This window comes from Oleiagrimonas soli (assembly GCF_000761445.1).
GTDB classification, from domain to species: Bacteria; Pseudomonadota; Gammaproteobacteria; order Xanthomonadales; family Rhodanobacteraceae; genus Oleiagrimonas; species Oleiagrimonas soli.
Genome location: NZ_KN196470.1, coordinates 1,498,152 through 1,515,505 on the forward strand (window position 1 = coordinate 1,498,152; position 17,354 = coordinate 1,515,505).

Sequence of the window (17,354 nt, forward strand, 5' to 3'; positions counted from 1 at the left end):
CCCCGTGCCGCTTGTCATTCATCAGGGGAAAGATCATGCGTACCGGTCTGTCGTTCCGTTCGAGCAAGGGAACTCCGACACGTGTTGCCGAAAAATCCGCGCAGCCGCTTGCACTGAAGTCCCTGGTGGCGGCGATGTCCGCCGTGCTCGGCGTGGGTCATGCCGCGGGCGCGATGGCCGCCAGCAACATCAACAAGGACGGCCGCACCGCGACCACGGTGGCCGCCTCCGCGGCGGCCGGCCACAACACCTTCGACGTCACCACCACGACGTTGAACGCCAGCGGCAACACCGGCTTCAACTCGTTCCACGATTTCCAGCTCGACAGCGGCGACACGGTCAACATGCATGTCCCGACCGGCGCGAAGAATCTGGTCAACCTGGTGTGGGACAGCCAGACCGTCATCAACGGCACCCTCAACAGCTACGTCGGCAACAGCAGCAAGATCGGCGGCAACGTCTTCTTCGCCGATCCGCACGGCATCGTGGTCGGCAACGGCGCGACCCTGAACGTCGGCGCACTGTCGCTGAGCGCGCCGACGTCGGATTTCATGGCGTCGCTGCTCGACAGCAGTGGCAACGTCGACCCGGACGCGACGGCGGTGAACCTGCTGCTGACCGGCCAGGAGCCCGAGGCGGCATCCGGCAGCGGCTGCATGATCTGCATCGACGGCACCATCAACGCCAACAGTGCGGTGCGCGTGCGGGCGACCGCCATCGACGTCAGCGGCACGATCTACGTGCAGGGCGACGCGACGGACACGCTGTCCACGGCGGTCAACGTCGCAGGACAGACCGATCCGGTGATCGTCTCCGACGGCAACACCATCCGTCTGGTGGTCGACGCCAGCGAGGAAGCCGGGTTCGGCGACGCCGACGCCAAGGCCACGGTCAACGTCAGCGGCACGCTGACCACCGACAGCAGCACCACCGCGCCCAGCGCGGGCCATGCCGCGGCCGGCACCTGGGGGCTGGTGCAGGCCACCGCGCATGCCGAGGCGACGGCCGAATACAAGACGCCGGAGAGCAAGGCCGACACCGTGAACCTGGCCACCGGGCAGGTCGGCGATCTGTTCAAGGATCAGGATTCGCTGGCCGAGAACGGCTTCGCTTCCGCTGCGCAGGACGCCAATCTGGCCGCCTCCGACAAGCTCGGCCAGGTGGCCTACGTGCGCGCCTCGGCCGTGGCCACGGTCAACATCACCGGCAGCATTCTGGCGGCGGGCGACGTCGCGCTGTCGTCGTCGACGGCGGCCAAGGCGGCCACCGAGGCGACCTCCGAAGCCGGAGCCAATGCCGCGCCGGTGATGGTCGGCGCCATGTACGGCGCGATCTACAGCAAGGCCACGACCCACGTCGACAGCGGCGCCTCCGTGCACGCGGGCGGCGCGCTGGCGGTGAATTCGGACACCGACAACGAACTGGACGTCTCGGCCGACACCGTCGCCGGCGATCAGGCGCTGGCGACTACCGTGGCCTGGTCGCAGGCCGCAGTGCAGTCCGACAGCACGCTGGCCGGCGACATCAAGGCGCAGTCGATCCAGGTGCTGGCACACAACAGCAACAGCTTCGCCACCGAGGCCAAGGCCGAAACCAGTCCCAGCACCGGCTCGGTCGGCGTCGCCGGCGCCGTCAGCCTGCAGACGGTGAGCGCGAACGCCGCGCTGAACAGCAGTCCGACGGTGATCGCGGGCGGCAATGGCGACGTGGTCGTCGCCGCCGGCAGCGACACCAGCAAGAATGCCACTTCGGCCAGCACCGGCACCAGCGCCGAAAGCACGGCCGAAACCCAGGACAAGACCGCCGACACCAACGCCGATCTTGGCGGTACGTTGGCCAACAAGAGCAACGGCGGTCTGAATGCCGACGGCAGTTCGGGTAGCGTCGCCTTGCCGTTCCACCTCGGCGCGGCCGTGGCCTACACGGACAGCAAGAACACCTCCCACGCGAGCATCGGCGATGGCGTCACCATCGACACCGAAGGCAGCGTCACGGTGTACTCCAACCTCACCGATGCGGGCATCCACAACGGCGCGACCAGCGCCGCCGTGTCGAAGGCGGACGAGGGCGACACCGACGGTTCGGGTCAGCCGATCGCGGTCGACGTGGCCGCGGCCGTGGCCTACGCCAACTACAGCCACGACGCCTCGGCGACGATCGGCAAGAACGCCGACATCACCGCCGAGAACATCGGCGTCGGCTCCAACGTCAACATCCCGTTCGACTGGTATTTCGGCAATGCCGACAACGTCGACGCGATCAAGAACATGTTCGGCAGCCTCGACCAGTTCGTCGATGGCGCCAAGGCGCTGAAGGACTTGGCCGGCAGCACGCCGGAGGACATCACCAACGGCGTCAGCGGCTACGCCAGCGCCAGCGCCGGCGGCGACACGCCGGTGGCCGTGGGCGGTTCGGTCAACTACTTCGCGATGACCAATCGCAACACCGCCTGGGTCGGCGACGGCGCGACGCTGCACGCCACCTCCGCGGCCGCGGCGACGCCGGGTCAGGACAGCTGGGAATCGGACGTCGAATGGCTGTCCTCGCCGCTGGAGTGGGAGCATTCCATCGACGTGCAGGCGGACACCACGGTCACGCTGTTCAACCTGGTCGGCGACATCACGCCGTGGAAGCAGAGCACCAAGGGCGACAAGGCCGCCATCGGCGGCGCGTTCAACTACACCGGCTACAAGAACACCACCATCGCCGGCGTCGGCGGCGACGCCAGCCTGACCAGCGACCACAACGACGTCGCGGTCAACGCCACCAGCACCGACCGCATGATTGCGCTCAGCCCGATCTCCGGCAAGGGCGGCACGCTGGCCTTCCAGGGCACGGTCGCGATCACCGACGTCGACGACACCACGCACGCTACGATCAGCGCCGGCAGCAGCGTCGACGCGCGCGCCGTGGACGTGGTCGCTAGCAATCCGGTGATGATCTGGTCGCTGTCCGGCGCGCTGGCGATGTCCAGCGAAGCCAGCATCGGCATCAGCATCGGCATCAACCAGACCACCACCGACACCGTGGCGAAGATCGGCGACAACCGCGCCGACGATCCCGCTGTGACCGGCGGCGCGACGGCGCCCAGCGAGAGCGGCGGCACGTTCGCCGTCGATGCGCTGAACGTCAACGCCGTCAGCAGCGGCCAGTCCGGCGCGCTGTCGCTGGCCGGCTCGAAGGGCGGCTCGAACGGCAGTTCCAGCAGCGGATCGGGCAGCTCGGGCGACACCGGCGAGGGCGAGAGCAGCGGCGGTCAGGGCACCGGCGAAGGCCTGACTTCGCTGATCGAGAACATCAAGACGGTCAACGAGAACTTCCAGGCCGGCGTGGCCGCTGTGGACGGCATCTCCAGCCTGGCCGGCGGCAGCGACGATGGCAGCGGCGACTCGATGCTGGACAAGGCCGGCGAGGTGATGGAGCAGATCTCCAGTGCCTCGGAAGCCGTCGGCAGCGCCTCGGAAAGTCTCAACAAGCTCAAGGACAAGGCGGCCGGCACCGGCAAGAGCAAGGGCGGTGCCGACGAAGAGACGTCCAAGTCCAAGGGCGGCAAGTTCGGTATCGGCGTGTCCGGCTCGGCCAGCGTCAACATCGCCCACCTCGGCGCGCATGCCGAACTGCAGGGCGTGACCGTCGACAACGGCAGCAGCGGCACCGACGTCACCGTGCAGGCGCTGGATCAGGCCTCGCTGATCAGCGGTTCCGGCGCGGCGGCGCTGAGTCAGAGCAAGAGCGGTTTCGCCGGCGCCATCGCCGGTGCGGTGGCGTATTCCAGCGTCGGCAACACCACCACGGCGCTGATCACCGGCAGCACCCTGAACAACATCGATCACGCCGTGGTGCGCGCGCTCGACGGCAGCCTGCAGGTCGACGTCGCCCTGGGCGTGGCGGCCAACACCAGCAACGGCACCTCGACCACCATCGCCGGCTCGGTGTCGATCGGCAAGTCGGCCAACACCACGCATGCCGGCATCGAGGGCGGCAGCACGCTCACCGCCGGCAGCGCGGCGGACAGCAGCGTCGAAGTCACGGCCTACGACCATTCGCGCATCGGCGTGGGCGGCGGCAGCCTGTACTTCAACAAGAGCGGCGCGACCAGCGGCAACGTCGGCATCGGCTTCACCTACGCCGACATCGGCAACACCACCAGCGCCGACCTTTCCGGCCACACCGGCGCGGCCACCGACAACGACATCGCCGGCTTCAAGAGCCTGACCCTGCGCGCGCTCGATTCCTCGCTGATCGGCGCCGGTTCGGTTGCCGGCGGCTACAGCGCCAGTCAGAACAGCGCCAGCCTCGCCGGCGCCATCGTGTGGACGCAGATCGGCAACACCACCCAGGCCTCGGTCGATTCGGGCATGCGTCTGGGCCTCGACGGCGACGTGCTGATCCAGGCCAGCGCCGTGGCGCCGATCAGCGAGCTGGACAGCATCGTCGGCGACCGCGACACCGAGGGCTACGACTTCAGCGGTTCCACGCTGGACGCGCCGAGCGTCGACCACAGCGGCGACCAGACTGCCGGTTCCGACGGCGATCCGAGCCAGCCGGGTAGCGATGCGCTGACGCTGGGCGACAGCGGCGTCGGCAGCTCCATCATCGCCATTGCCGGCACCGTGCAGATCGGCGGCAACAACGTCGGCCTGTCCTACGTCGGCAACAACGTGCACAACACGCACACCGTGCGCATCGACGACGCCAGCATCGACACCACCGGTTCGGTGCAGCTCGGCGCGCACGACGATACGCGCATCGTCGGACTGGCGGTGGGCGTGGGCGTCAGCAGCGGCCAGTTCGCCGGTCTCGGCAGCGCCACCAGCAACATCGTCGGCAACACCGACAGCATCCTGCTCGGTTCGGCCGCGACGGCGGGCCACACCGCGAGCATCCACGCCGACAGCCTGCTGGCCGAAGCTTCGGACGACACCAAGATCTACAGCCTCGCGGGCAACGTCGCCATCGGCAAGGGGCAGGCCGCCGCGGGCGGCGCGGTGACCTACAACGACATCGCCAACACCATCACCACGCACGCCGGCAACACCACGCTGGACATCGGCAACGACGCCACCATGAACGCCGACGAGTCGGCGCTGATCATGGCCGGCGCGGTGGCCGGCGCGGCCAGCAAGGGCTTCGCGCTGACGCTGTCGTTCGGCTGGAACCAGACCGCCGACAGCAACCAGGTCCTGATCGACGACGCCAGCGCGATTTCCGCAGGCTCGCTGAGCCTGGGCGCCGACAACAGCGCGACCATCTACGCGCTCAGCGGTGGCGTCAGCATCGGCGGCCGCGCGGCCGTGGGTCTGGCCGCCAGCGTCAGCGACATCGGCGACAGCACGCAAGCGGGCATTTCCGATGCCGGTCTGAACGTGTCGGCCGGCGCGGTCAACGTGAAGGCGTCCGGCACCGGCACGCAGTACGCGTTGTCGGTGGCCGGCGCGGTGGGCACGCAGGGCGCGGGCGTTGCCGGCGCGGAAACCACCAGCCTCATCAGCAGCGACGTGACGGCCTCGGTCGCCAACGTCTACGGCCTGAAGAGCGACGGCAGCGTCGACACCGCGGCCGCTGCACAGGCGCTCAGTCTGAGCGTCGACGCCGAGAACACGGCGGGCATCTACAGCCTCGCCGGCGGCATCGGTATCGGCCAGTCGGTGGGCGTGGGCGCGGCGGCGACGATCGCCGACGTCGGCGGCTCGACCTCGGCCAGCCTGAGCGACGCGACGCTCGACGTGACCGACACCACCGACGTCAAGGCGCACGCGGGCACCACCATCGACACGGCCTCGCTGGCCGGTTCCGCGGCCAGCAGCGTCGCGGTGAGCGCGTCGGACACCACCAACCTCATCCACAACAGCATCAGCGCGACGATGACCAACGTCGCCGCCGGCGACGCCAGCGACAGCAGCGTCGTCTCCACCAACGTGACCACGGTGAGCGCCGACAACGACGCCACCATCAACGCGCTGTCCGGCGCGGTCGGCGGCGCGGGTTCGGTCGCGGTCGGCGCGGCGGTGTCGGTGAACAATATCGCCACCACCACGCGCGCGTCCTTCCTCGGCAGCGCCGACGGCAGCAGCGCCGGCCCGGTGTACAAGGCGCAGCAGCTGGTGGTGCAGGCGGGCACCGGCAGCGCCTCGCACGTCAACACCATCGCCGTGGGCGCGGCCGGCGGCGGTTCGACCGCGGTTGGCGGCTCGGTCGCGGTCAATCTGCTCGGCGGCACCACCGCGGCGACGATCGCCCATCAGGCCGACGTCATCGCCAGCGACAACGTCGGCGTGCTGGCCGTCAACCAGCAGGGCATCAACGTGTTCGCCGGTCAGGCGGCCATCGGCGGCGACGCCGGCGTCGGCATCGGCGTGGTGGTCAACAAGATCGACGGCAGCACCGACGCCAGCATCGACAACAGCGCGGTCAGCGCCTACGGCAACGGCAGTGCGCTCAGCGTCGACGCCGGCGCGGCCAGCAAGGCCGACGCACTGCAGGCGGGGCTGGACATCGCCAAGAGCGACGCCAACGCCAAGAGCATCTCCGATCCGACCAACTACCTGGCGCCGGATCTTTCCGGGTCGACCAAGTCCGTGCACGGCGTCGCCGTGAACGCGGCCAACCAGCAGTCGATCGCCACGCTCGGCATCGGCGCCAGCGTCAGCGGCGGCGCGGCCGTCAGTGCGCAGGTCGGCGTGAACATCGTCGGCGGCAGCACCAGCGCCAGCATCACCGACGCCAATATCAACCAGGCTGACCGCACCGTGCAGAGCGGCAGCGGCACCGATATCGGCGACAACGGCGTCTACTACACGCACGCCGCCAGCGCGCAGCAGGTCGACGTGACGGCGGGCAGCCGCCAGTACGAGGCCAACTTCATCGTCAACGTCGCCGGTTCCGGCGGCGGTTCGGCGACCGGCAGCGTGGCCACCAACGTCTTCAACGTCGACACCTCGGCCACGCTCAGTGGTTCGACGGTCTCCGCGCAGGGCGCGGCGGCCGTGGATGCGGTCGGGCAGCAGTGGTCGCTGCTGACCGCGGTCGGCGCCAGCGTCAGCGGCGGCGTCGGCGGCGCGGCTTCGGGCGGCGTCAATCTGTTCCAGGCCAGCACCACCGCGACCCTGGACGGCGGCTCGCTCGACGCGGGCAGCCTCGACGTGCTGGCGCAGGGCGACACCGTCAGCGCGCAGTTCACCGGCGCGCTGGGCATCGGCATCGGCGCGGCCGGACTGGCCGGCGCGGCCGGCGTCAACGTCGACAGCACCACCACCACGGCCAAGATCGACGGCGGCGCGACCGTGACCGCCGGCAACGGCGTCAACGTCAAGGCGAACAGCAAGAACGTGGCGCAGAGCATTGTCGTCGGCGCGGCCGGCGGCAGCAGCGTCGGCATCGCCGGCGGCGCCGTGGTCAACGTGGTCTCCAACAACACGCATGCCAGCATCGAGGGCGGCAGCAGCGTCACCGCCGCCGATGTGGCGGTCGACGCGCTCGACCAGCAGTTCATCAGCGCCTACTCGGGCGTGCTTGGCGGCGGCTTCGTGGGCGCGGGCGGCGGCATGAACCTGGTGCTGCTGCAGTCCAGCGTCGGCGCTGCCGTGCAGAACAGCACCGTGCATGCGTTCGGCCCGGTCTACGGCGACCACGGCAACGTGGACGTGCATGCCGAGTCGGATCGCGACATCCAGTCGGTCGCGGTGGCGATCGGCGGCGGCGCGGTCGGCACCGGCCTCTCGGCCAGCGTCGTGGTGGCCGGTACCGGCGACATCACCGGCGGCGGCGGGGCCGGCGACGATTTGACCGCGGACGGCCAGCTCAACCTCAACAATCTCGACAGCCTGTCCTCGGGCAGCAAGCTGGACAGCGACCCGTCGTCCTACGGCCTGAGCGATTCGCAGCTGTCCTCCAGCGACCTCGCCGGCATCAACAGCAGCGCCAGCTACAACCTTGGCGGCGCCACCGGCAGCGGCAACAGCGCGTTCGGCGGCAACGACGGCGTGCAGGCCAAGATCAGCGGCGGCAGCGTCACCGCCAACAACGGCATCGACGTCGGCGCCAGCGTCGAGAGCAACACCGACAACATCGCCGGTAGCGGCGCGGTGGGCGTGGTCGGCGTGGGCGGCTCGGTCGCCTACACCTCGCTCAACAGCGACATTCAGGCGTCGGTCGACGGCGGCACGGCCACGGCCGGCTACGGCATCGCGATCCATGCCGACGCGGGCGACTACAACGGCGGCAAGGCGGCCAAGTCCACGGCCTACGCGGGCGTCGGCGGTCTGGTCGGCGTCGGTGCGGCGGTCGCCATCAGCGACGTCAATAACACGGTGTCGACCACCGCCGGCGGCACGCTGAACTCGTCGCGCTCGGGCAAGGGCACCCTGAGCCTGAAGGCTTCCGACACCAGCACCTCGCTGGCCGGCAACGCCAACCAGAAGGACCCCAACGGCATCAACGTCGGCGGCGTGGTCGCAGGCGCGGTCGTGGTCGACGCGATCCGTTCCAGCACCGTCAGCGCGACCCTGGCCGACAGCGCCGACGTCAACAACTTCGCCGCGCTGACGCTGTCGGCCAGCGACAGCGGCGCGATCACCGCCAACGGCGTGATGGGTTCGGGCGGCATTTTGACCGCGATCAGCGCCGTGGTCGCCACGGCCAGCGACAGCAGCCACGTCACCGCGCACATCGGCACGCAAGCGGACATCGCTGTCGGCAGCACTTCCGTGTCGGCCTCGGCCGATCCGGTGATGAATGCCGGCGCGGTCGGTATCACGGTGGGCGGCATCGGCGGCGGCATCGGCGCCAACGTCGCCGTGGCCGACATGACGGCCAGCGTCGAGGCTTCGGTCGCCGACTATGCGGTGTTCCATCAGGGCACGCTGTCCGTGGACGCCTCGGTATCGCCGACCGTGAACGCCTCCAGCAGCGGCGGCGCGGGTGCGGCCATGCTGGGCGTCAACGCGTCCACCGCCACGGCGACGGACACGGCCAGCGCCAACGCGACGGTCGGCAACAGCGTCACGCTGCCGACCACTTCGGTATCGATCTCCGCCACCAGCGACACGCATCAGAACGCCAGCGCCACGGGCGTCAGCGTCGGCCTGGTCGCGGCGGGCGCCTCGGTCGCCAAGGCGACGTCGAACACCACGCTCAACGCCACGCTCGGCAACGGCCTGCTGGACAGCAGCAACAACCCGGTCGCGGCGGCGACGACGGGCGCGCTGTCCGTGGTTGCCGCCGGCTCGGATGCCAACATCGCCTACAGCAAGGCCGGCAGCGGCGGTCTGGTCAGCGGCAACGGCGCGTCGGCCACCACCAGCGCGACGTCGACCTCCAGCGCCAGCGTCGGACAGCACCTGGATCTGGCTAGCCTGAGCGGCTTCCAGCTCAGCGCCACGCAGAACGTCGAGTACGGCGGCGAGGCCAACTCGGTGCTGGCCGCGGCGGTCGGCGGCAGCGGCGCCGATGTCAGCAACACCATCAACACCACCACCAACGCCACCATCGGCGATGGCACGGTCGTGGCCACCGGCGGCAACATCGACGTGCTGGCCAAGACCACGCTGGCCAGCGCCGACGGCCACAACGTCGGCGCCACCGGCGGCGCGGGCGGCGTGGTGACCGGTACGGCGGCCAGCGTCAACACCCAGGTCACCACCCACAACAACCTCAAGGTCGGCAGCGACGTCCAGTTGACCTCGGGACTGGACGCCTCGGAGAGCGTGATCGGCCACATCTCGATGGTCGCGGGCACGCTGGTCGGCGGCATGGCCGATGCCTCCACCATCAGCACCGGCGGCGCGGTGCCGATCGCCAACGCCAAGGTCAACGTCGGCGGCCAGTTCGACAACGACCTCGAAGTCGGCGACGGCAGCCACCTGCTGAGCTACGGGCGCACCAACATCGCGACCTACACCGTGCTCGACCAAGTAGCGGCGACGGCGACATCCAACAGCTGGGGCGCGGCGCCGGTCGGCGCTTCGTCCGCCACCATCAACCTGCAGTCCGACCAGTCGCTGAAGGTCGGCAGCAACGTGCACATCAAGAGCTACGACGAGGCCGACATCGTCGCCGGTCGCGACATTCTCGGTCTGCACAAGACCAAGCTCGCGCCTTCCGCGGTGTCGCAGTCCTACGTGCGCGGCTTCATCGCCATTCCGCATGCTTCGGCGACCGCCAACACCGTCAGCAACGCCACGCTGACCATGGGCAGCGGCAGCACGGTGACGGGCGGCGGCGACGTCGCGATCGGCGCGGTGCAGGGCGACGCCACGGTCAGCACCGACGGCACCGGTCACGGCTACGAGCTGGGCTTCATTCCGGCCACGCAGCACTCCAATCATCAGAGCAGCACGGGCACGACCCAGACCGGCATCGACGGCACGGTCGTCGCCGGCGCGTTCAACAAGGTCAAGCTGAGCATCGCCGCGGACGGTACGGTCGATTCCACGGGCACCAACGCGCCGTTCAACGTGATGGTCGACAAGACCCTCAATCCGACCCAGGAACTGAACACGCTGAACGGCACGCCGGACGGCACCTACAACGGCATCGACAATGCCAACGTCGGCGGCATCCTGTTCGATCCGATCTTCGTCGGCGGCGGCAACGTCTACCTGTACGGCGCCAGCATCGGCGGCAGCGGCACGATCACGGCGCAGGGCGCGCCGTCGGTGACGATCGACAACGCCAGCCCGTACTACATGTTCATTCCGAAGATCGAGACGACGTTCGGCAGCTCCGGCAGCGTGCTGGTTTCCGGCGGCGCGAACCCGAGTTCGCTGGGCGGCCTGACGCTGCATCAGGAACCGTCCGACGTGCTGCCGACGGTGACCATCAACTCGACCTATCCGTCGACGCCGGGCGGTCCGACGCCGGGCATCATCCTCGGCGATGTCATCAACCTCGGCGGTCCGCTGCACATCAAGGACCTGGCCGGCTCGCTGCTCGAACGCGGCCAGATCCAGACCAACTCGCAGGACGTCTACGTGCCCAACGGCTACGTTGTGGTCAAGCCGACCAGCGGCGACGTGTGGTTCTCGGGCGCGGATCCGACCAGCAATCTCAATTCCAGCTGGATCAAGGCGTTTCTGGATGCCGCGATCTCCAGTCCGGACAATGCGGCGGCGGCGATCGCCGAGTCCTACTACAGCCTCAACGGCGTCTACTTCACCAGTCATGCATCGAACGAGCAGGCCAAGGTGCTGGTGCTGTATGGCTCCTGCGCGCCGCACACCGGCGGCTCGGGTTCGGAGGAGTCGCTCGACGGCTGCAACGTCAGCGGTCCGATCGGCACCACCTCGGTGCTGAACCGTCCGGTGCCGATGATCCCGTCCATCGCGCTGCAGCAGAGCGGCAAATTCACCGGCAATCAGCTCGGTTCGACCGGCGCCTACACCGGTCAGAAGTTCATCGTCGAGGCCAAGTACATCGACATCGACGGCGCGATCAACGCCGGCACGCCGGCTACGTGGACCGTGCAGACCACCGCTGCGCTGAAGGATTTCATTGCGCAGAAGAAGGCGGAGTACGCGCAGGGACTGATCACCGATCCGAACATCCGGTTGACCACCGACAGCAGCGGACAACCGCTGCTTACGCTGGTGGGCGGACAACCCAGCCAGCTGATCGGCGCGACCTACAACGTGGTCAACAACCAGTTGATCCTGGACAACGTCAACGCGTCCGGCGGCGGCAGCGTCAGCCTCAGCGGCAAGATCGTCAGCACGGCGCAGGGCAGCATCAACGTCAACAGCGGTTACGGTTCGGTCACGGTCGACAACACCACCGGCGTGCCGCTGGTGGTGCAGAACGTGTTCGCCGGCAGCGGCGGTCTCGGCCTGATTACCGTCGACGACAAGCTCAAGACCTGGACGTCCGGCGTCAACGCGGGCAAGAACGTCGTCACCTGGTACGTCAGCCAGAACGGCGAGCCGGCCAAGATCTACGACAACTACAACGGCGCGACCGACTGGACCGATGCCAGTGCACGTCTGGTCGGCAACGTCAGCGACACCACCCAATACGCACCCAAGGCCGGCGTCGAGTACCAGTGGACGGCCAGCACCAGCATCGCGCGTTCCTACGACCGGACTTCGGGCAATCATTCCTGGTCGCTGGGCGACTGGGACTGGGCCAGCGCCAGCGGCGGCACGGCCGGTCAGCACTGGGCCCTGGGCACGTCGCGCTTCATCGATGGAAACGGCAGCAGTGGCTACGTCGATCTGGCCGGCAACGACTACCAACTTTCGATCAGCGGTTCGTTCCAGCAGGCGGCCTACTGGGATGTGGCCTATCACGGTTGCGACAGCGACGGGAATTGCCATTACGGAACCCATCAAAGCGGCACGGATGGCAGCGGCAACGCGGCCTCGATCTGGGGCTTCATCTATCCGTATCAGGGCACGCTGACCGTCACCGACACGCAGCGCGCCGATCTTCCGATCAACATCAACTTCGTCACCAGCGCGTCGAACAACGTCGACATCACCTCCGACAACAGCATTCTGCTCAGCGGTCAGATCACCAACACCAACGGGCCGACCAGCGTGCACGCCACGCAGGGCGACATCGTCCAGTCCAACGACAAGGCGCTGATCTGGACGCACAGCCTGGCGCTGGCCGCCGACGCGGGCGAGATCGGCAGCGTCAACGATCCGCTGCAGGTGAAGATCGCGCACGACAGCACGCCGGGCAGCACGTTGACCGCCAGCACCGGCGGCGGCGACATCTCGCTGAACGTGGACTCCGGCAGCAGCGCGCAGGCCTTCAGCGCGCTGGCGAGCGGTGCGCAGGGCTACGGCGACGTGCTGATCCGCTCGACCGGCTCGCTGGTGGGCATCGCGGGCCACAGCGTCGACGTCATCGGTCGCGACGTGAACCTGACCAGCACGCAGGGCGGCATCGGCAGCATCGCCACGCCGCTGAACATCGAGACCCATGCGGACACGCTGGCCAACGGCGCGCCCTCGGGCGGACAGCTCGATGCGCACGGCGTCGGCGATGTCGCCATCTCCGATACGGGCGGCGATGTGTGGGTGGGCAGCGTCACTTCCGAAAACGGCGACGTGCTGCTGGCCGCGCCCAACGGCGGCATCTACGACGCGCGCCAGCTGGATGCGGACTCGACCTTGTCCTCCGATCAGGCCAAGAAGATCTGGGACCAGCTGCACCTGACCGACGGTGCGGCGGCCGACACCACCATCGCGGCCATCGAGCAGCAGGTGGACGCGGGCTACGCGCAGTACTACCAGTTGCTGAAGGTCGGCACGGTCAGCAACGGGCAGTACACGCTGAACAGCGATGCCGTGGACCTGTACTGGCCGCTGGCCGCGGCCGCCAACGGCATGGACGCATCCAGCGCCGTCGATCCGGCGACCAAGGCGAGCCTGACGCAGCAGTACGTCAGCGATCGCTACCAGACCATCGTCTCCGAGTTCGGCACCTACATCGGCGCGGACTGGAAGTCGCAGAGCGCGTTCGCCGGCAGCGATCCGGTCGCCAGCTTCAACTTCACGCTGGATCCGACCTCCGACGCCTACAAGAACCTGACCCAGGATTCGACCTGGACCGAGGAGCAGCTGACTTCGGCGATCAACGAAGCCGCGCTCGGTTCGCCGACCGGCGGCACCGTGGGCACGGTCGCGCCCAACATCTCCGGCAAGAACATCACGCTCACCGCCGGCGACGGCGGCATCGGCCGTACCGACACGCCACTGTCGATCACCTACCAGGCGCTGAAAGATCTGTATGCGGGCAGTGCGACGGCGCTGACGGCGCAGCAGATCACCGCGCTGGGCCTGGCCAACGCGCCCGGCGACGTGCAACTGATCGACGCCAGCGGCAACGTCATTTCGCCGAACGATCCGGACCTGCAGAACAAGCTGGACCACCTGTCGGTGACGCAGACCATGCCGCTGTACGTGACGGCGACCGGCACGGTCACCGGCTCGGCCTCGGCCTCGGTGTACCTGCAGGCCAACGGCGATCTGCACTTCGACAGCTTCAGTTCCGGTACCGACATGCGCGTGGCCGCCACGGGCAGCATCGGCGCCGCCGACGGCGTCGATGCCAGCAAGCCGGTGCTGACCACCGGCGGCGATCTGCTGCTGACGGCCGGCGGCGGCTACATCGGCCTGGGCAACGACAGCAGCGGCGGCGCGGGCGACGCGCTGCCGGTGCAGATCGGCGGCGAATTGCGCAACGCCTCGGCCGCGACCGACCTGCTGCTGAGCCAGCTCAGCGGCGACCTGCGCGTCGGCACCGTGTTCGCCAACGGCCTGGTGTCGCTGGATGCGCCGACCGGCAGCATCCTGGCGCAGCAGGACAGCCTCAGCATTCAGGGCCGCGACATCGTGCTGACCGCCGACGGCGACATCGGTCGACGCAGCAGCGTCAGCACCGGCGTCGATGCGCCGCTGAAGCTGCAGGTCGGCTCGGACGGTTCGCTCGATGCGACCGCCGGCGGTGCGGTCAACATCGACTCGCCGACGGGCAACCTGCACGTGGGCACGATCACCAGCGGCGGCAACCTGGTGCTGACCTCCGAACTGGGCAACCTCGACGCCAAGCATCTGACGTCCACCGGCGGCACGATCACGTCTACCGCCGGCGGCGACGGCAGCTATGACGACGTGCAGGCGGACGGCGACGTCACCCTGAGCGCCACTGGCAGCTTCACCGAAGGTTCGGTCCGCAGCACGCAGGGCGACATCACCCTGACCGGCGTCACCGGCATGCAGCTGAAGGACATCGACGCGCAGGCCGGCGTCATCGTCGCCAAGCTGATTGGCAGCGGCTCGCCGGCCATGAACGTGGTCGATGGCGGCCTGCTGCAGTCGGCGTCCGACATCACTCTGCAGTCCTCGGGCAGCCTGGCGATGGGCGCGGGCAGCGAAGTGTCCAGCGGCGGCCTGGCGAAACTCACCAGCACCGGCAGCATGACGCTGGGTCTGGTCGCCAGCACGGCCACCAGCGGCACGGGTGTGCAGCTCGATGCCGGCGACGCGATTGCGGGCAACGGCGATGCGGTGAATCTGCGCTCGCGCAGCGGCGCGACGGTCGATCTGCATGCGGTCCACGACATCGGCAGCGCCGCGTTGCCGATCGTGGTGGACGTGGACACGCTGCAGGGCAGCAGCGACCAGGGCAGCATCTGGCTGCACGGACTCGGCGACGTGCGCTTCACCGACCTGCAGGCCGGGCAGGGCAACCTGGACCTCTCGGCACAGGGCACGCTGGCCTATGACAACCTGGTCTCGGGCGGCGACAGCATCCTGCAGGCCAACGCCATCGATGGCACGACGCTGCAGGCGGGCGGTTCGGCGAGCTTCACCTCGACCGCCGACACCACCGTCGACACGGTGCACACCGGCAGCTTCCTGAACATGCAGGCGGGCGGCAACCTGACGGCGACGACGCTGTACGTCGGCACCGACGCCACGCTGACGGCGGGCGGGGTGCTGTCCTACACCGGCCTGACTTCGGGTGGCAATAGCGTGCTGCAGGGCGACCGCATCCTCGGCGGCACGCTGGTGGCTGGCGGCCGCGCGCAGCTGACCTCGACGCACGACACCACGGTCGATTCGATCCAGACCGGCCAGGATCTGGCGATGCAGGCCGGCGGCAACCTGACGGCGACGACGCTGGACGTCGGCACCGACGCCACGCTGACGGCGGGCGGCGTGTTGTCCTACACCAGCCTGACCTCGGGCGGCGACAGCGTGCTGCAGGGCGACAACATTCTCGGCGGCACGCTAGTGGCCGACGGGCGCGCGCAGTTGACCTCGACGCACGACACCACGGTCGACGCGATCCAGACTGGCCAGGATCTGACGATGAACGCGGGCGGTGAACTGACGGCCACGACGCTGAAGAGCGGCACCGAGGCCGCGTTGTCGGCGGGTGGCGACCTGAACGTCACGGCGCTCGATGCGGGCACGTTCGCCAGCATCGTCTCTGGCGGCGATACGCACGCCGGCACGGTCAGGACGGGCACGTATCTGTCGATGGAAGCCGGTCGTGGCCTGTACGCCGACACGCTCGATGTCGGCACCGACGCCACGCTGCACGGCGCCAGCGCGGTCGGCCTCGGCGCGGTGACGACCGGCAACGACCTGTCGGCCGACAGCGGCGGCAATCTCGATGCCGATACGCTCGACATCGGCGGCGACGCCGCGCTGAACGCGACCGGCACGCTGAGCCTGACCGGCGCGGTCAAGACCGGCGGCGATCTGGACATGACGTCCGGCCAGCACATGAGCTTCGCCACGCTCGATGCGGGCGGCCACGTGTTCGGCCAGTCGCTGCATGGCGATATCGACGGCAGCGGGGTCACGGCGACGGACTGGATCAAGTTCGTCGCCGCCGGTTCCATCCGCATCGGTTCGATGCAGGCCGGGACCGATGTCACGCTGCAGGCCGGCGCGAACGTTCAGGCCGACCGCATCCTGGCCGGGCACGACCTCGACGTCACCGCCGGCGGCAATATCGATCTGGGTTCGGCCACGGCCGCCAACGCGATCATCATGGATGCCGGCGGCAACCTGACCGCGCACGATCTCAAGGCCGGACACAGCATCGATCTGGCGGCGAACACCATGAGCTTCGCCTCGCTGGAAGCGCCGGACAGCATCACGCTGCTGGCGCGCAAGGGCGACATCACGGCGGATACGCTGACCACGCGCGATGCCTTCGTCTCGGCCTTCGGCGCGATCCGTCTGGATGCGGCGAACATCGGCGATCGTATCAATCTTGCCGGCAACACCATCGATGCCCACATCCGCCAGACCTCGACCGGGCAGCCGCTGTATTCGGCCCTGACCGGTTTCCAGGACGGCGTGGCGCAGCGCATCACCATCGATGCCGAGGTGCCGCAGCAGTGGATGATCGACCGTCTCGCCGCCGTCAACGCGGCGCTGGCGACCACCGCACCCAGCGTGCACATCGAGCAGGGACACATCGAGAATAGCCTGTCTCTCGACACGGCCGATGCGCGCATCCGCATGAACCAGCACGACCCCGCGCTGGTGCCGGCGGACGTGCAACTGATGCAGAAGACGTACGACTTCAAGCTCTATCAGGACGACGTGCACACGCTGACCGATGCGTTCGTGGTGCGCTACGGCGACGGCTATCAGATCCAGACGCCGAACTACGTCTCCGACCATCTGTGGGTGGCGCCGGATTACTACGGCGATGCCGCGCTGCGCTACAACGGTCGCGCGTTGACGCTGCACACCGACGAACGCGGCGAGGACCGGATCGACGGTTTCAAGCCGACCTGGACGAACAGCGACGGCAGCGATCTGGTGCAACCGGATCCTTCCGTCGAAGGCGCGCCCGTCAACACCAAGGCTCCACGATGATCAACA

General features: G+C 68.6%; 1 protein-coding gene. It reads left to right on the top strand.

The window, feature by feature from the left end:
* The first annotated feature begins 35 nt into the window (after positions 1-35).
* Positions 36-17,348 carry a leukotoxin LktA family filamentous adhesin gene (locus tag LF63_RS06590; protein ID WP_081945121.1) on the top strand — a complete coding sequence of 5,771 codons (17,313 nt, stop codon included), beginning with the start codon at positions 36-38 and terminating at the stop codon, positions 17,346-17,348.
* Positions 17,349-17,354: the final 6 nt, after the last annotated feature.

Excerpts from the sequence above, each read along its gene's own strand:
- LF63_RS06590 (WP_081945121.1), top strand. The coding sequence starts at position 36 with ATGCGTACCGGTCTGTCGTTCCGTTCGAGCAAGGGAACTCCGACACGT.